At 71.0% G+C, this 16,457-nt stretch carries 15 protein-coding genes; 4 read left to right on the plus strand and 11 right to left on the minus strand.

The genetic code is table 11. The annotated features are described in order from the left end of the window. Positions 1 to 5: 5 nt before the first annotated feature. The 4 genes from AB0B96_RS23500 to AB0B96_RS23515 all read right to left on the minus strand — a co-directional run bounded on the left by AB0B96_RS23500 (position 6) and on the right by AB0B96_RS23515 (position 5,348). Positions 6 to 338, minus strand: coding sequence for a hypothetical protein (locus AB0B96_RS23500; RefSeq protein ID WP_350945172.1), 333 nt, complete (start codon positions 336 to 338; stop codon positions 6 to 8). Between the two features lie 347 nt (positions 339 to 685). Beyond that, on the minus strand, positions 686 to 3,094 hold the full coding sequence (locus AB0B96_RS23505) for an amino acid adenylation domain-containing protein (protein ID WP_350945173.1): 2,409 nt from the start codon (positions 3,092 to 3,094) through the stop codon (positions 686 to 688). Positions 3,095 to 3,130: 36 nt separating this feature from the next. Continuing rightward, positions 3,131 to 4,300: a 3-deoxy-7-phosphoheptulonate synthase gene (locus AB0B96_RS23510; protein ID WP_362901801.1), complete on the minus strand. Its 1,170-nt coding sequence runs from the start codon at positions 4,298 to 4,300 to the stop codon at positions 3,131 to 3,133. Positions 4,301 to 4,325: 25 nt separating this feature from the next. Continuing rightward, positions 4,326 to 5,348, minus strand: a complete 1,023-nt coding sequence (locus tag AB0B96_RS23515; protein ID WP_362901803.1) for a ketoacyl-ACP synthase III family protein — start codon at positions 5,346 to 5,348, stop codon at positions 4,326 to 4,328. A 341-nt stretch (positions 5,349 to 5,689) separates the two neighbouring features. Here AB0B96_RS23515 and AB0B96_RS23520 point away from each other — a divergent pair, with 341 nt between their 5' ends. Further along, complete coding sequence (locus tag AB0B96_RS23520; RefSeq protein WP_350945176.1) at positions 5,690 to 6,268, plus strand: CGNR zinc finger domain-containing protein; 579 nt, start codon at positions 5,690 to 5,692, stop codon at positions 6,266 to 6,268. 374 nt (positions 6,269 to 6,642) lie between these two features. On the opposite strand, the gene AB0B96_RS23525 is transcribed toward AB0B96_RS23520, so the two are convergent. From AB0B96_RS23525 to AB0B96_RS23555, 7 genes are read right to left on the minus strand one after another with little or no spacing between them, the layout of a single operon-like run. Beyond that, positions 6,643 to 7,788 (minus strand): acyl-CoA dehydrogenase family protein, encoded by a 1,146-nt coding sequence (locus AB0B96_RS23525; RefSeq protein ID WP_362901806.1) that lies wholly within the window; start codon positions 7,786 to 7,788, stop codon positions 6,643 to 6,645. An 8-nt stretch (positions 7,789 to 7,796) separates the two neighbouring features. After that, a complete protein-coding gene (locus AB0B96_RS23530; protein ID WP_362901808.1) occupies positions 7,797 to 9,437 on the minus strand; it encodes an AMP-binding protein in 1,641 nt (546 codons plus the stop codon). Beyond that, positions 9,434 to 10,393, minus strand: a complete 960-nt coding sequence (locus tag AB0B96_RS23535) for a transketolase C-terminal domain-containing protein (RefSeq protein ID WP_362901810.1) — start codon at positions 10,391 to 10,393, stop codon at positions 9,434 to 9,436. The genes AB0B96_RS23530 and AB0B96_RS23535 overlap by 4 nt, the downstream gene beginning before the upstream one ends. Beyond that, the gene (locus AB0B96_RS23540) at positions 10,390 to 11,256 is read right to left on the minus strand and encodes a transketolase (RefSeq protein WP_362901812.1); all 867 of its coding nucleotides are present in this window, start codon (positions 11,254 to 11,256) and stop codon (positions 10,390 to 10,392) included. Before AB0B96_RS23540 ends, AB0B96_RS23535 begins: the two co-directional genes overlap by 4 nt. Positions 11,257 to 11,276: 20 nt before the next feature. Further along, complete coding sequence (argC, locus tag AB0B96_RS23545) at positions 11,277 to 12,302, minus strand: N-acetyl-gamma-glutamyl-phosphate reductase (protein ID WP_350945181.1); 1,026 nt, start codon at positions 12,300 to 12,302, stop codon at positions 11,277 to 11,279. Next, positions 12,299 to 13,162 carry a RimK family alpha-L-glutamate ligase gene (locus AB0B96_RS23550; RefSeq protein WP_350945182.1) on the minus strand — a complete coding sequence of 288 codons (864 nt, stop codon included), beginning with the start codon at positions 13,160 to 13,162 and terminating at the stop codon, positions 12,299 to 12,301. Before AB0B96_RS23550 ends, argC begins: the two co-directional genes overlap by 4 nt. A 16-nt stretch (positions 13,163 to 13,178) precedes the next feature. Further along, positions 13,179 to 13,361 carry a lysine biosynthesis protein LysW gene (locus tag AB0B96_RS23555; protein WP_350945183.1) on the minus strand — a complete coding sequence of 61 codons (183 nt, stop codon included), beginning with the start codon at positions 13,359 to 13,361 and terminating at the stop codon, positions 13,179 to 13,181. A 303-nt stretch (positions 13,362 to 13,664) separates the two neighbouring features. Between AB0B96_RS23555 and AB0B96_RS23560 the strand changes: the two genes are divergently transcribed. Genes AB0B96_RS23560 through AB0B96_RS23570 form a run of 3 tightly spaced genes read left to right on the plus strand, consistent with a single transcriptional unit; the run spans position 13,665 to position 16,311 of the window. Beyond that, on the plus strand, positions 13,665 to 14,603 hold the full coding sequence (locus tag AB0B96_RS23560; protein WP_362901815.1) for a family 3 encapsulin nanocompartment shell protein: 939 nt from the start codon (positions 13,665 to 13,667) through the stop codon (positions 14,601 to 14,603). After that, on the plus strand, positions 14,596 to 15,516 hold the full coding sequence (locus AB0B96_RS23565) for a sulfotransferase (protein ID WP_362901817.1): 921 nt from the start codon (positions 14,596 to 14,598) through the stop codon (positions 15,514 to 15,516). Before AB0B96_RS23560 ends, AB0B96_RS23565 begins: the two co-directional genes overlap by 8 nt. Positions 15,517 to 15,540: 24 nt before the next feature. Next, the gene (locus tag AB0B96_RS23570) at positions 15,541 to 16,311 is read left to right on the plus strand and encodes an SDR family oxidoreductase (protein WP_350945186.1); all 771 of its coding nucleotides are present in this window, start codon (positions 15,541 to 15,543) and stop codon (positions 16,309 to 16,311) included. The last annotated feature ends 146 nt before the right edge of the window (positions 16,312 to 16,457 follow it).

A 16,457-nucleotide genomic window follows, 5' to 3' on the forward strand; every position in this document is an offset into this window, starting at 1 on the left:
CCTCGTCATCCCTCCAGGGCCAGGCCACGGCCCGCCAGTTCGGCGACGTCGAAGATGCCCTCGGTGGTGGCCTCCACATCGAAGACGGAGCGCTGGACGGGCGGGAATCCGATCAGTTCGGCGGCCCTGGCCGGCAGCGGGACCGCCGCGGCCTCCGCCGACTCCCAGAGCAGCACGGCGCCCCAGCGGTCGCTGCTCCGGTCGGAGATCCAGAACTTCAGGCGCAGCCCGGGAATCCCGGCGAAGCGGTCCACCGCCTCGTCGCGCAGGAACGCGCGGAGCGATTCGACGGTCTGGTCCGACTCCCGTAGGTCCCACCAGACGACGACGGCCTGCATGCGCTTGACACCTCCGGAATCAAATGCCTTTATGCCGTTGTCGCCGACGACGTTTTTCCCGCATAGGAAACGGGTTTCGACTCCGGTTTTACGGCCATTCTTGTGACTGTTGTCTATTACGGTAGGTCGCCGTTAAGGGCGGGACAACGGCCCTGCGATAAGGCATTCTTTTCAGGATGTGAACGATAAGCGGGGTCGCAGAAAAAGGTTGGCGGAACGAATGTGCGGGCTCCGGGGGCCTAGACACGAGGACCGGCCCCGGCAAATGCCGGGGCCGGTCCTTTTTCAGCGGTGCAGTTTCACGGAAGTCGGCGGCTTCGTCGGCGCCGTTCCATGAAAATCAGGGGTCAGCCCTTCTGCGCCGCCGCGATGGTGCAGGCCATCCGCTCGATGCTCGCCTCGTCGAACAGGTCGTCGATGTCGGCGTCGACGTCGAAGGCCTCGCGGATCCGGTCGGTCAGGCGGGCCGCGCGCAGGGAGTCACCGCCCAGCTCGAAGAAGTTGTCGAGGATGCCGATGCCTTCGAGCTCCAGCGTCTTCGCCCAGATCTGCTGCAGGGTCCGCTCGATGTCGTTGCGCGGCTCCTGGTAGGGGCTGCCGACGTCCGGGCGGGACCGGGGCGGCTCGGGGAGCGCGGTCCGGTCGATCTTGCCGTTCGTCGTCGTCGGGAGGCCGCCGACCACGTACGCCGCCGGCACCATGAACGAGGGAAGCGTCTGGCGCAGCGCCGCTCGAAGGTCCCGCACCTCGGGGACGGGCCCGGGGCGCGGCTCGATGTAGGCGACCAGCTGGACGTCTCCCTGACCGTCCTTCCTGGCCAGCACCGCCGCCTGGCCGACACCCGGCTGTGCGGCCAGGACGGCCTCGATCTCGCCGAGGTGCACCCGGTTGCCGCGGACCTTGATCTGGTTGTCGGTACGGCCGACGATCTCGATGCTCCCGTCGGTCCAGTAGCGCGCCACGTCGCCCGTCCGGTACAGCACCGGGTGGCGGACCGGGTCCATCGGGTTGGCGAGCCACTTCTCCGCGGTGGCCTCCGGCCGGCCCAGATATCCCTCCGACAGGCTCTCTCCGGCCACGAAGATTTCACCGACGACTCCCGGCGGGAGGACCTCGAGGTTCTCACCGAGCACGTACGCCTTGACGTTGGGCGTCGGCCGCCCGATCGGGGGCAGGCGGTGGGCGCGTCCCTCCTCACCGAGGTCCACGCCGAGCTGGGTGATGTCGCACGTGGCCACCACCGTCGCCTCCGCGGAGCCGTACAGGTTGAACACGTGGAAGGGAAGGTCGGCGGAGGGCCACGACTGCACGCGCTCGCCGCAGATCCTGATGTTGACCAGCTCGGTCTCGGCGGGCCAGTGAAGCGTCCACAGCCGTTCGGCCATCGCCTTCATGAGCAGGGTGTGGGTGATCCGCTCGGAGACGAGCCAGTCGCGCAGCCACTCGGGCGAGGTCACGACCGACGGCTCGGGGATGTGGACCGTGGCGCCCGCGGCCAGGACCGAGAAGCACTCGACCTCCACCATGCCGTAGCCGGGCGCCGCCAGCCACGTCCCTCGGGACTCCTCGGTGATACCGCAGATCACGCGCATGCTGTAGATGAGGTTGCGGGCCGCGCCGTGCGGCACCATCACGGCCTTGGGCACGCCCGTGGAGCCGGAGGTGTAGCAGATGTGGATGAGGTCTGATGCCTTCACCGGCTCGCTGACGGGGGTGGTGGGCTCGTCGCGCCAGTCGGTGCCGTCGAGCGAGAGCACCGGGCAGATCCCCGACACCTTGAACTCGTGGGCCCTCATGGTGAGCACCACCACGGCCGAGGCGTCCTCGATCATGAAGCGGACGCGGTCGTCGGGGAACTCGGGGTCCAGCAGGATCGCCGCCGCCGCCGTCTTGAAGCAGGCGAGCTGCGCGATCAGGCTCTCGGCGCCGCGTGGGAAGCAGACCCCGACCCGGTCGCGGGGGCGGACCCCCTGTGCGGCGAGCCGGTGGGCGAGCTGGTTGGCCTGGTCGTCGAGCTCGCGGAAGGTGAGCCGGCCACCGGGCCAGGCCACCGCGACCGTGTCGGGCGTCCGGCGCGCGATGTCCGCGACGACCTCGTGGAAGAAGAGGGCGGGTACGGGCTCGTCGGTCTGGTTCCAGTCGACGAGGATGCGCCGGGACTCCTCCTCGGTGAGCAGGGGGATGTCCCGCAGCGTGACGGCCGGGTCGGCGGCGAGGGCGTCGAGGACCCGTCCCAGGTGCAGCGCGTACTGGGCGGCGGCGTCCGCGTCGAACTCCGCCCGCGACATCACGAGGTCGAGGCCGTCGGCGTCCCGGGTGAACACGGTCAGCGCGGCGCGCGGCCCCGGCTGCTCACCGTTCGCGGAGACGGCACCGGCGGAGAGGCCGTTCGCGGAGACGTCACCCGCGGGGGCGCCGTTCGCGAGGGCGTCGCCGGTGGAGACGACGGCGTGGCAGGGCTCGCCGGTGGCGGGCTCCGCGGTGCCGGCCGCGATCGCGGCCAGCAGCTCCGCTGCGGTCGTGTCGCCGGACACCCGCACCCGGACGGTCTCGGCGGGACCCCGCCCCGCCCGCCCGATCAGCAGGTCGGTCTCGGCGGTGTAGCGGTGGAGCAGGCCCGCCAGGGCCGCGACCGCGAACGTCTCCCGGTGTGGCAGGGCCTTCTCCGGGACCGGGATGGAGTGCCGGTGCGGAACTCCGGGCGGGCCGTCACCGGCGGGACGGGCTAGGGGAAGCGACGAGTTGGTCGTTTCCATGAGAATCGTTCCTCTCGAAATAGCGGGTCGGAGGTCTCAGGCGAGAGCCGGCAGCGGGGTGGGGAGGGCGAGCTCGACCTGCGAGGAGATGCCCTCGGCACCGGCCCGCCGCAGGGCACGCCCGGCCTCGACGGCCTCGGCGAGTCCGTGGATCATGCGGGTGGTCTGGTCCCAGTCCACGCAGGCGTCGGTCACGCTCTGCCCGTACGCGAGGGCGTCCGTCCGGCCCAGGATCAGGTCCTGCCGGCCCGCGGCGAGGAAGCTCTCCAGCATGATCCCGGCGATGCCGGTCTCCCCGCCGGCGATACGGTGCGCGATGTCCGCGGCGACGAGGGGCTGCCGCATGTGGTCCTTGCCGCTGTTGCCGTGGCTGGCGTCGATGAAGAGGCGCTGGGGCAGGCCCGCCTTCTTCAGCAGTGCGAGGGCGCCGGCCACGTCGGAGGGGCTGTAGTTGGGGGCCGTGCTGCCGCCGCGCAGGACGACGTGGCAGTCGGGGTTTCCGCTGGTGGAGACGATCGAGACGACGCCGTCGTCGTCGATGCCCGGGAACACGTGTCCCTTCGAGGCGGCGACGATGGCGTCGACCGCGTCCTCCACGTGGCCGCTCGTCGCGTTCTTGATGCCGACGGGCATGCTGAGCCCGCTGGTGAGCTGCCGGTGCACCTGGCTCTGGACGGTGCGGGCACCGATCGAGCCCCAGGACACGGCGTCGGCGAAGTAGCGGGGGGTGAGCGGGTCGAGGAACTCGCAGCCGATCGGCAGGCCGGTCTCCAGGATGTCCAGCATCAGCCCTCGCGCCAGGCGCAGCCCGCTGTTGAGGTCGTGCGAACCGTCGAGGTGGGGGTCGCTGATGAGACCCTTCCAGCCGAGGCGGGTCCGCGGTTTCTCCATGTAGACCCGCATGACGACCACGAGCGAGCCTGACACCTGCCGCGCGAGCTCGGAGAGCCGCTCGGCGTAGGTCAGGGCGGCGCAGGGGTCGTGGATGGAGCACGGGCCGGCGACCACGACGAGCCGGTCGTCCTCGCCGTTCAGCACCTGGGTGACCCCGTACCGGCCGCCGAGGACGGTCTCCCTGGCGGTGGAGGAGACCGGGATCTCCTCCCGCAGCGCCGCGGGCGAGAAGAGCCGGTCGACCGGGGTGACGCGGGAGTCGAGGGAGTCGATGAGGGAGGGCAGCACGTCGGGGGTGTGGGTGATGGTCATTGCGGGGTTCCTTCCGGTGGAGTGGTCAGGCGTTGTCCGCCGCGAGAACCGCCGCGGAGAAGGTGAATCCCATTCCGGTGCCGATGAGGAGCACCCGTGCTCCCGGCTCCAGCAGGTCCTCGTTCAACAGGTGGTGCAGGCCGTAGAGCTGGTCGGCGGGACCGAGGTGCCCGATCGTGAGCCCGAGTTCGGCCAGGGTGTTGCCGGGAATGCTCTTCAGGGGTCGTACGAAGCTCTCCCTGAACAGGGTCCGCCCGACGAACGGTGTGACGAGCCAGTCGATCTCGTCCATGGACAGGCCGGCGTCGGCCAGTGCCGTGGAGACGACGCCGGCGGTCCCGGCCGCCGACCTCGCGCGGACGTCGCGCAGCGACAGCTCGCCGCGCGTCAGGAACTCCCGGGTCCTGCGCCTCATGTCGGGGTGCGGTTCGGGAGCCGTACGGAACGGCTCGTCGCCGCGCGAGAGTCCTTCGAGGGCGGTGTCGGTCTGCGAGGCGCAGGACAGCAGCCTCAGCCGGCCACGGCCCCGGGTGACCACCGCCGAGACGGCGCCGTCACCGAAGACCATGCCGGGGGAGAGGTACCAGCGGTCGGTGGGAGGGGCGAAGCGGTCCGCGACAGTGATGAGGGCGGAGGGGAGCTCGGGGCGTCCCGCCAGCATGCTCGCCGCGATCTCCAGGCAGGCGAGGGAGCCGTTCGACGCCGCGGAGACGGTCATCGGCATCCCGGCCATCCGGGTGCCCAGCAGCTCCCCGCCGATCCAGCAGGCCGCGGGCCACATGTCGATGCCCTGGAAGTGGCTGTGGCTGTGCAGGTAGAGGGTGTCGGGGCCGATCTCCGTCCCGTGGGCGGCGGCCTCCTTGAGCGCCTGCCTGCCGGCGGTCACGGCCATCTCGGGGGGAGCCTGCGAGGACTGGGCGACGGAGATCATTCCGGTGCTCTCGGCGACCTCGGCCGAGTACGAGCCGTCCTCGACGGCCCGGGTTATGGGCACCCGGTCGCCGAGCGTGCCGCCCGTGCCGGAGATCCAGATGTCATCGAACCGCATCGCTGAGAGTCCTTTCCGTGCCGAGGCCTCGGGACGTTCCAGGGAGACGCGTGTCGCCGGTGATCTGCCTGCCGCCGATGCGGGCGGGGTGGACCTCGGTTGTCACGTCGTTTCCCTTCGCGCTCCGGAACTCGCGGTTGGCCGTTTCTCGGTTACCAGCAATTACGCTAAGGCGGTAACAGGAGTAGGGCAACGGGGGTGTGATAAGAGCTCCTTTTCGGGATGCGAACGTCGCATGTTGAGGAAAGGAGGGGATCCTGCTTCGTGCGTCCTGTCGGATCGCCGTTAAATCATCGGTAGCGCACTACCGGCAAAGGTAGTTCAATAGTAAAATTGTCAGGATGAAGCGACAACCGGGAGACAGGGCCGTGGCACCGGGCCCGCTCGCACTGGTGCAGGCGTTCGTCAACAGCGTGAACGTGGAGTTCGGGCCTGACTATCTGGCCACCGTGGAGGGTCTCACCATCTGGCTGGAGCGCAACGGCCTCGGTGACCCGAGGGTGGAGCCGGGCGAGCTCGACCGCCGCGACGCCGTGACCCTGCGGGAGGCGTTGCGCGCGCTCCTGCGGGAGAACAACGGCGGCCCCCCCGACCTCCAGGCCCGCCGCACGATCGAGCACATCGCGCGTGACTGCCCGCTCGTCGTGGGGTTCGAAGGGGAGACGGGGGAGCTCGGCCTGCGGCCCGCGCTCACCGATGTGCGCGGAGCCCTGGCCAGGGTGCTCGCGGCCGTCGCCGGCGCCGTCGCCGACGGCTCCTGGCAGCGTCTCAAGGCGTGCGGCGAGCACCGATGCGAGTGGATCTTCTACGACCGGTCGCGAAACAAGGGCAGCCGCTGGTGCTCGATGGCGGTGTGCGGGACGCGGTCCAAGATGCGCACCTACCGCGAGACGAAGCGGGTCCACAGCGAGAGCGGCTGAGCCGCGCGGACCACGTGGTCCCCTGCCGGGTACGTCCGGCGCGTCACCTCGCGCGTGGGCCGGGAAAGGCGATACGCCCAGGTCAGGCGGCATCACTTCGCGTGCAGGTCAGGCATGTCCGAGTCCGCCGATGTCACCTCGCGTCCGACTCCGACGGCGTCACTTCGCGCGGGGGCAGGGGGACACGTCCGGGTCAGGCGGTGTCACCTCGCGTGCAGGTCAGGCATGTCCGGGTCAGGTGGCGTCACCTCGGGCGTGGGCCGGGAGCGGGAACACGTCTCGGGAGCCGTGGGACGACACCGGCCCGCCGCGACGCCCGCGATCATGCCGGTGGGGGCGGTCCGGCCGCCCCCACCGGTCGTGTCGTCCGGGAGTCACGGCGCGTTCTCCCGGCCGAGGAGCTTCCTCGCGACGACGAGCTTGGTGGCCGCCGCGGTGCCGTCCGCGAGCTGGAGGCCGATGACGTCCCTGAGCCGCTGCGCGATCGGCCCGTCCTCGGCCCAGCCGAGGTGGCCCATGGTCAGCAGGGACTGGTGGACGGCCTCCATCGCCGCCTTCGGCGCCCACCACTTGGCCATGTTGGAGGGGATCCGCGGGTCCATGCCGTTGTCGGCGCGCCACAGCGCCTCGAAGGACACCAGCCGCGCCGCGTGCAGCATGGTCGCGTGCTCGACCAGGGGGAAGGCGACCGCCTGGAAGGTGCCGATGGGCCGGCCGAACGCCTCCCTGGCGCCCGCGTGGGCGATGGCCTCGTCGAGCGCGGCCTTGGCGACCCCGAGCGCCATCAGCGAGATGTACGCCCGCGAGACGCCGAACCCGCGCATGACCGCCGCGAAGCCGAGTCCCGGCTGCCCGACCACGTCCTCGGGGCCGACGCGGACGCCGTCGAAGACGAACCTGCCGCGCCCGCCGGACCGGCAGCCGAGGTCGGGGAGGGTCTCGCGGTTCACCCCGGCCTGGTCGAGCCGGATGTAGAAGGCGGTGATGCCGTGCGCTCCGGCCTCCCCCGTACGCGCGAAGACGAGGCCGTGCGTGGCGTAGGCGGCGATCATGATGGAGGTCTTCTCGCCGTTCAGCACCCATCCGTCGCCGTCGGGCTCGGCGCGCATCTCGATGCCCGCGGCGTCGGTGCCGTGGCCGGGCTCGGTGAGGCAGAGCGCGACGATCGACTCACCGCGGGAGATCGGCGGCAGCCAGCCCGCCAGCTGCTCCGGAGCGCAGTTCGCCGCGAGGACACCGCCGATGAGGGCGGCGTTGAGCACGGGATAGCAGACGGACAGGTCCGCCGCCGCCAGTTCCTCAAGGGCGATGCCCGCGCTCGTCGCGTCGAGCCCGAGCCCTCCGTACTCCTCGGGCATCCGGAGCGCGAACAGACCCTCCTCGCCCAACTCGGCGAGGAGCCCCGGACGGTATTCGCGTCGCACGTCGCTCTCCCGGCGGTACGGGGCGATCCTGTCGGCCGCGAACTCCCGCACCCGCTTGGCGAGCGCCTGCTGATCACTGGTGAATTCGAAGTCCATGTGGTGTCCTAAGCCCGGAGCCGGTCGCGCAAGGCGAATTTCTGGATCTTCCCGGAGGGGGTTCTCGGCAGCGACGGCACGATCTCCAGCCGCTCGGGCCAGTACTGCTTGGCCATGCCGAGGCCGGAGAGGTGGCCGCGCATGTCGTCGAGGGTGAGCGGGGAGGCCGCCGAGGAGTCCGCCGTGACGAGGATCGCGCAGGCGCGCTCGCCCAGCCGCCGGTCCGGGTAGCCGACGACCGCGACGTCCTTGACGGAGGGGTGCCGCAGCAGGGCCGCCTCCACCTCCACGACGGGGATGTTCTCCGCGCCGCGCATGATGACGTCCTTGACCCGGCCGGTGATCCGGATGCCTCCGTAGCCGTCCTCGCGGGCCAGGTCCCCGGTGTCGAACCAGCCGTCCTCGGTGAGCGACTCGGCGTACACCTCGGGGCGGCGGAAGTAGCCGAGGCACTGGGCGGCGCCGCGGACCTGGAGCAGGCCGGGCTGTCCCGCGGCCACCGGCTCGCCCCCTCGGCCGACGATCCGGACCTCCATCCCCGGTACGGGGGTGCCGTCGCTCTCGGCCGCGCGCATCGGCGGGTCCTCGGGACGGGTGATCGTCACGCAGCCGTTCTCGCTCATGCCCCACAGGGCGTACACCCGGCAGCCGAGGACCTCCCGCGCGTCCTCCACCAGGAGCGGCGCGATCGGCGCGCTGCCGGTGGCGAACGTGAGCAGCGCCGACAGGTCCCTCGGACCGGTGCGCTGCGCCTCGATGAGGTCGGAGAGGAACGTGGGCGCGCCCATGAAGAACGTGACCCTCCGCTCCTCCAGGATCCGCAGCATCACGGCCGGGTCCCACGCGTCCACCTGCACGGCCGTCGCGCCGAGGATGAGCGGCATGAGGAAGTTCCAGGTGTAACCGGCCTGGTGGGTCGTGGGGGACCCCATCGCCGTCACCTCGTCGCCGGTGAGGTGAAGCACGTCGGCCTGTGCCCTGTTCATCGAGTACAGGGTGTTGTGGCTGTGCACGACGCCTTTCGGCTCACCGGTCGTGCCCGAGGTGAACACGACCTGGGCGGGGTCGTCCGGGCCGGCTTCGAGGGCGTCGAGGGCCTCGATCTCCTCGGCGGTGGGCTCGGGGCCGAGGAGGTCGCGGTCGAAGTCCAGCGCCCCGCCCCTACCGCCGTCGCCCTCGCCGCTGCCGGCACCGCCGCCGAGCAGCACCCGGTGGCGCAGGCTCGGGACGGCGCGGGCGACCTCGGCGCTCATGTCCGCGTACGAGAAGCCGCGGAACTCCGTCGCCGCGATGTAGACCGGGCTCTCGGTGAGCCGGGTCATGAACTCGACCTCGCGCCTGCGCATGATGGGGACGACCGGGCCCGCCACGGCGCCGATCCGCGCGCACGCGAGGATCGACGCGACGAGCTGCCAGGAGTTGGGCAGCTGCAGGGTCACCACGTCACCGCGTCCCACGCCCAGCCGCACCAGGCTCGCCGCGAGGCGGTCGACGCGCCGGGCGAGCTCGGCGTAGGTCACCGTCTCCGCGGCGCCGTCCCGGTAGCAGACGAGCGCAGGCTTGTCCGGGTGGTTCGCGACGGAACGCCGGAGGTCGTCGAGGACGGTCTCGTCGCGCCACTGGCCCGAGCGCCGGAAGTCCTCCTTCATCGGCTCCTCCTCGTTCTGCCCAGGGCGGTCCTGGCCCGCGCGGCCACGGCCTGGGGCGTGATGCCGCCCCGCTCCAGGAGGTACTTCTGGCTCCCGGCGACCGGGACGAACGCGTCGGGCATCGCCACCCGGCACACCCTGACCGGCAGGATCTCCGAGAGGTTCTCGGCGACCGCGGCGCCGAAGCCGCCGGCGCGCCAGTGCTCCTCGACCGTGACCACGACGCCGGTCGCGCCCGCCGCGGCGGCGAGCGTCGCCGTGTCCAGCGGCTTGACCGTGTGTACGTGGATCACCGACGCCGCGATGCCGTCCCGCTCCAGCAGGTCCGCGGCGTCGAGGGCGGCGAGCACCGGGTACGGGCCGCAGGCGGCGAGCGTGACGTCGCCGCCCTCCCGCAGGATCTGGGCCTGCCCGATTCGCACGGGCGGCCCTTCCGGGAGGTCGGGGGTGGCGTTGCGGCCCAGCCGGAAGTAGACGGGACCCGGCAGGGCGAGGGCCTGGCGGAACAGCTCGTCCGTGGTGGCCTCGTCCGCGGGGACGACGACGGTCATGTTCGGCAGGTTCCGCATCACGGCCAGGTCCTCCAGCGAGTGGTGGGTGGGGCCGAGATGGCCGCCCGACACTCCGGAGTGGGTCGCGGCGATGCGGACGGGCAGGTTGTTGAGCGCAATGTCGACCTTGACGGCCTCCAGCGCCCGGGTGGAGGCGAACGCCGCCATCGTGTTCACGACGGGCACGCGTCCTTCCTTGGCGAGCCCGGCGGCGGCGCCCATGAGGGTGTGCTCGGCGATGCCCAGGTTGAGGTACCTGTCGGCCGCCTCGCCGAAGTCGACCCCGCCGAACAGGCCGGTGTCGCTGTCCAGGCAGACCAGCCGCTCGTCGTCCGGCATGAGTTCCACGAGCACGTCGCGGTAGACCTCGCGGGACGAGCGCGTCTTGAGGGTGGTGGCGGTCATCGCCGTTCTCCTTCCGGGGTGGCACGCAGGGCGGAGAGCGCGCGGCGGTGCTGGCGGTCGCCCAGCTTGGCGTAGTGGCTGCGTGCCTGGCCCTCGATGAAGGGCAGGCCCTTGCCTTTGACGGTGTGGGCGATGATCAGGGTGGGACGTCCCGGCTCGGGCGGCGCGGTGAGCGCCTCGGTCAGCGCGGCGACGTCGTGGCCGTCCGCCTCCCTGACGTGCCAGCCGAAGGCCCGCCACCGGTCGGCGAGGGGTTCCAGGTTGTTGACGAAATCCGTCGCGCCGGTGATCTGGAGGCGGTTGCGGTCGACCACGGCGGTGAGGTTCTCCAGCCCGTGGCTCGCGGCCACGCTCGCCGCCTCCCAGACCGAGCCCTCCTGGAGCTCGCCGTCGCCCATGACCACGAAGCACCGGCGGTCGGAGCCGTCGAGCCTGGCCGCGAGCGCCACCCCGACCCCCAGCGCGAGGCCGTGACCGAGGGAGCCGGACGGCATCTCCACACCGGGGACCTCGGCGTGGGGGTGGGCCATGAAGGCGCTGCCCGGCCGCGCGTAGTCGGTGAGCCGCTCTGAGGGGAAGAAGCCGGCCTCGCAGAGGGTCGCGTACAGGGCGATGCCCGCGTGCCCCTTGCTCAGCAGCAGCATGTCGCGGTCGGGCGAGCCCGGATCCCGGGGGTCGATTCGCATGATCCGGAAGTACAGGGTGGCGAGGACCTCGACGAGGGACATGGAACCCCCCAGGTGCCCGCCCTCGGGACTCGCGCACATGTTCACGATGTGTTCCCTGATCCGGCCGGTCATCGCGGCCGGATCGGCCTTCTGCCCGGCTCGGATCGCACCCGGCAGGGTGGAGATGCCGCTCATGTCTACTCCTTTCGCCTCGGTCAGTTCGGATGCAGGCCGGTGAAGTCGAGCCCGAGGGGCTCGGGCAGGCCGAGCCGGATGTTCATGCACTGCACCGCGTTCCCGGAACCGCCCTTGACCAGGTTGTCCAGGGCCGCGATCACCGTCACGTCGGACGCCCCCGGGTCCAGGGCGAAGCCGACGTCGCAGAAGTTGGAACCGGACAGGATCTTCGCGTCGGGGAACCGGTGCAGGCCGCGCCGCTGGGCGACCACCCGGACGAACGGCTCGTCGCCGTAGCGTCCCCGGTAGGCGGAGCGGATGTCGCGCTCGGTGACGCCGTCGGCGAGGCGTGCCCTGCAGACCAGCTGCACTCCTCGTACGGCCTCCACTCCGGTCGCGGTCATCCGGACCGGGAGCCCGGTCGCCTGGGAGATCTCCGCCTCGTGCCGGTGTCGCGTCGGGGCGAAGACCCTGAGCGCGCCACTGCGTTCGGCGTGCAGGTTCTCCGAGCCCGCGGTCGCGCCGGCACCGCTGGAACCGGTCCTGGCGTCGACCGTTATCTCGTCCCTGATCAGCCCGGCCTCGGCCAGCGGGGTGAGCGCGAGGATCCCGGCGTTCGCCATGCAGCCGGGCACGCTGATCCGGTCGGCCGTCCGCAGGCGGTCCCGGTGGAACTCCGGTATGCCGGGCACGAAGGTGCCGAGCAGGTCGGTGGCCTCGTGCGGGAGCCCGTAGTAGCTCTCGTAGGTGTCGGTGGACCGCAGCCGGAAGTCGCCGGACAGGTCGATGACCGTGTCGGCCATGTCGAGGAACTCCGGCATCCGGCGCATCGTCTCCCGATGCGGGGTGGCGAGGAACAGCACGTCGTAGTGGTCGAGCCGGTCCTCGGGGCAGAAGGTGAGCCGGGTCCTTCCCCTCAGGTTCGGGTGGACGCCGTCGATCTGGCGGCCTTGCAGGCGCCGCGAGGTGGCGGCGGCCAGCTCGACCTTCGGATGGGTGGTCAGGATGCGCAGGAGCTCGCCGCCGATGTAGCCGGCGGCCCCGACGACCGCGACGCGTGTCATGTCTCCCCCCTCGCGATGAGATGGGCCGCGATGGCGTCCGCCACGTCGACCCTGGAGCCGTGGGCCTGCTGGAAGCCCCGGAACTCCACCCGGTCGTTGACTTCGAGCACGGTGAGGTGCCCGTCCATGTCCTCGATGAGGTCGACGCCCGCGATGTCGGCGCCGACCGCCTCCGCGGCGGCGACCGCGAGCTTGACGTGGTCGGGGCCGAGCGGGCAGTACTCGCTCACCGCGCCCCTCGCCACGTTGGTACGCCACTCCTCTCCCTTGCGGTAGGTCGCGCCGAGCGCCTCGCCGCCCACGACGAGCACGCGGATGTCGCGGTCGGCCTTGGGCACCTGTTCCTGCAGGTAGATCACGTGCGACTGCGGCGAGGGCAGTGCGGCGACGTGTTCGAGCACGGCCGTCGCCACGGCGCGGTCGGTGACCCTGGTCACCAGCCGGCCCCAGGAGCCGACGAGTGGCTTGATCACGGCCGGGTAGCCGATCGTGTCCAGGGCCTCCAGCGCCGCCTCCGACGTCATCGCCAGCGCGGTCCTGGGCGTCGGCAGCCCGCTTTTCAGCAGGGCCGCCGACGTGTGCCACTTGTCGCCGCTGAGATGCGTGGCGGCGGCGCTGTTGAGCACCGTCACCCCCGCCGACTCCAGGGCGCTCGCCGCGTACAGGGCGCGGAAGTGCCCGACCTCGCGGTTGAGGACGAGGTTCGGTCCGCTCCAGGGGGAGCCGTTCGCGACGAACAGCGACCTGGGATCCAGATGTTCGAACCTGGCGCCGCGCCGTTCGAGCGCGGCCATGATGTTCTTCTCCTCGAACCGCACTCGCGAGGCGAGGACGGCGAGGTGGGGTGCTACGGAATCCACGGCACAGCTCCCTGTGTCACTCGCCCCAGTCTTCTTCGACGTCCGGTGCGAGCATGAGCGTCGGCGGCTGGACGGAGGCGATCTCCAGCTCGCTCCGGCAGTCCAGGCACTCGACGATCTCGCTCACCCGGGCGTCCCCGTCGATCGGCACCTCGGCCGAGCACTCGGGGCACTCCGGACCGTTCAGAACTTTCTGCATGGGCTCATCCCTGTCGGTTGATGTGAGTTATTTCTCGCATAAACCGTAACCCGATTCCGCATAAAACATCTAATAAGCGCTTTTGTTCGGAATGAATGTGCTCGCTTATAGGACGATCTCATAACTATCGGGCTATTACCTCATAAGCATCGCTTCTTGGCTAGGGGCCGAAAATGTCCATGTCGGATGATTAAGCTCGCTAGTGATGATTATTTCCGGCTTTTTCCTCATCGCCGGCACACCAGGCGAACGTCCGGAGCACCGACGCAGGGCGTCTCCGGAACAGCTCCAGAAGGAGGGGTAATGCGAGGAATCGCAGAGAGTCCTGCCGTCAACGGCAACGGTGCCCACCCGGCTCCATCCGATCTTGAATTCGACCTCGGAACCGTGGCGCGCACCCCCGGCGAGGAGTTCGCGGCGGCCGTGGGCGTGGCCCGCGACCGTGCCGACACCGACGAGCGCGAGGACCTGGTGGTGTCCTTCGGCACGCACCTGCCCGCGTCGTTCCCGCTCTTCGCCTCCCGTCCCCGCTATCCGGTACGCCACCTGCTGAAGACCGCGCCCGTGGCCGGCGACCCGGCGCCCTACGTCTACGAGCCCCCTCGGGGAGCGGTGAGCGAGTCGGGCGTCTCCTACGCCGCCACCCCCGAGGCGGCCTTCGCGCCGAGGCTGGAGGAGGCGCGGCTCACCGACCTCACCGTCTCCGTTCCGCTCCCCGAGGGAATCCTCGACAAGCCCGCCCTGCTCGCCCCGTACGTCGACTACCGCGTGCTCGTCCGGCTGTCGGTGGCGGAGAACGAGGCGCTGCTGCACGGCACCGGCGACGGCGCGATCACCGGGCTGCTCCGGCTGCCGGGCACCCGCCACCGTGAGACCGACCTCGCCCTTGAGGAGGCGGTCACCCAGACCGCCGCCGAGGTGGAGGAGACCGGGGGCTCGTGCGACGGCATCGTCGCCCACCCCGCCGTCTACTGGGAGATGGTGCGGACGGGCATGCTCGCCCGCCTCGCCGTCGCCGGGATCACCGTGTCGAGGACACGCATGATCCCGAAGGACACCCTGCTCATGGGAGACTTCCGCGCCGCGTTCACCCTGCTGCTGCCGGGCGTCTCCTCCATCACGCTGCGACGCGGCGCCGGGAGCGACGGCGCCGACCTCGTCGAGGCGAGCAGCCGCGTCGGCCTCGCCGTGCACCTGCCGCAGCACCTGATCACGCTCTCGTGGGGTGGTCGCCGTGGGTGACCCGCGGATCCTGTACATCACCGGGTGGATGCGCAGCGGCAGCACCCTGCTCGGCAACGTCCTCGGCGAGCTTCCCGGCGTCCTGCACGCCGGCGAGCTGCACTACCTGTGGCAGAACGGCGTGCTGAACGCCGGGACGAACTCCACCTGCGGCTGCGGCAGGGACCTCACCGCGTGCGACGTCTGGTCCCCGGTCCTCGGGGACGGCGATGTGGCGGGGATCGGCGCCGCGCGCCGGATGACGATCCTGCAGCGCTCCCTGCTGCGTACCCGCCACACCCGCGACCGCCTCGCCGAGGCGAGGGGGAAGGCGAGGACGGCGCCCGGGGTCGAGGAGGCGCTCGGACGCACCGCCTCCATCTACCGGACGCTGGCGGAGCGAGGCGGCGAGCGCCTGATCGTGGACGGCTCGAAGTATCCCGCCGAGGCCGCCGCGCTGCTGGGACGCGCGGACCTGGACGTCCGGGTGCTGCACATGGTGCGAGACCCCCGCGCGACGGCCTTCTCCTACAAGAACGCCAAGGACTACATCGACCCGATGAGCCCCGCCCGCAGCAGCGGGTACTGGAGCGCGTTCAACACCGCCTCCGAACTCGTCGGAGCGGCCGCCCCCGACCGCTACCTGAGGGTCGTGCACGAGGACCTCTGCGCCCGGCCGCGAGAGGTCCTGGCGCGGGTCATGAGCTTCGCCGGGCTGGCGGGAGAGCCGCCGGTCGACGAGACCGGCCTGGTCTCGCTCGGGGAGAACCACACGGTGACCGGCAACCCCGACCGGCTGTCCAAGGGCGACACGGTGATCCGTTCCGACGAGCGCTGGCGCACCAGGCTGTCCGCACGGGAGATCGCCGCCGCGACCGCGCCCGCCTTGCCGCTGCTCACCCGCTACGGGTACCCGATCCTGCCGACCAGGTAGGCACGAGAATTAGGGAGCCATCTCATGGACCTTCGGCTTAAAGGGCGCGTGGCACTGGTGGCGGCTTCGAGCAGCGGGCTCGGGCTGGCCGTCGCCAAGGCCCTCGCTGCGGAGGGAGCGAACGTCTCGATCTGCGGTCGTGACCCCGCGAGGCTCGCCCTCGCCCACGTCGAGGTCAACGCGATGGGAACGGGCGAGGTGCTCAGCACCCCGGTGGACCTGTGCGACGAGCGGGCCGCCGCCGAATGGGTGCGGCGGACCGCGGACACGTTCGGCGGCCTCGACGTCGTGGTGACCAACACCGGCGGGGTCCCGTTCGGACCCGTCGACAGCTTCCAGGTCGCCGACTACCGCGCGGCGATCGACGGGAACCTCCTGCCGCACGTGAGCATCACCCTCGCGGCGCTGCCCTTCGTCAAGGAGGGCGGCTGGGGGCGCATGCTGATGATCGCCTCCGAGTCCGTGCGCCAGCCCCACCCCGAGAGCGGGTTGTCGTCGGTGGCCCGGCTGGGCCTGCTCGGCTACATGAAGGGCCTGGTGCACGCGCTCGGCGCGAACGGGGTCACGGTCAACATCCTCGCCCCGGGTTTCCACCGCACCCCCATCCTCGACGAGCAGTTCGGCGCGGACGTGGAGACGGAGATCGCCCGCGTCGCCGAGCGGATCCCCCTCGGCAGGATCGGGAACGTGGCGGATTTCGGCGCGCTGGCCGCCATGCTCGCCAGCGACCAGGCCTCGTACGTCACGGGCACGGTTTTCGTGGCCGACGGAGGCAACACCCGCGGCATCGGCTGAAGGCGCCGGCCGAACGCCGACGGAGCACGCCGACAGGACACGCCGATGGAAGACGCCGACAGGACACGTCGACGGAAGACGTCGGCCGGAGGCGCCGACCGAAGAGTCGGCCGAAGGCATCGGACGGAAGCACCGGTCGAAGACAT

It is taken from the genome of Streptosporangium sp. NPDC049046, from assembly GCF_040649155.1.
Taxonomy (GTDB): Bacteria; Actinomycetota; Actinomycetes; order Streptosporangiales; family Streptosporangiaceae; genus Streptosporangium.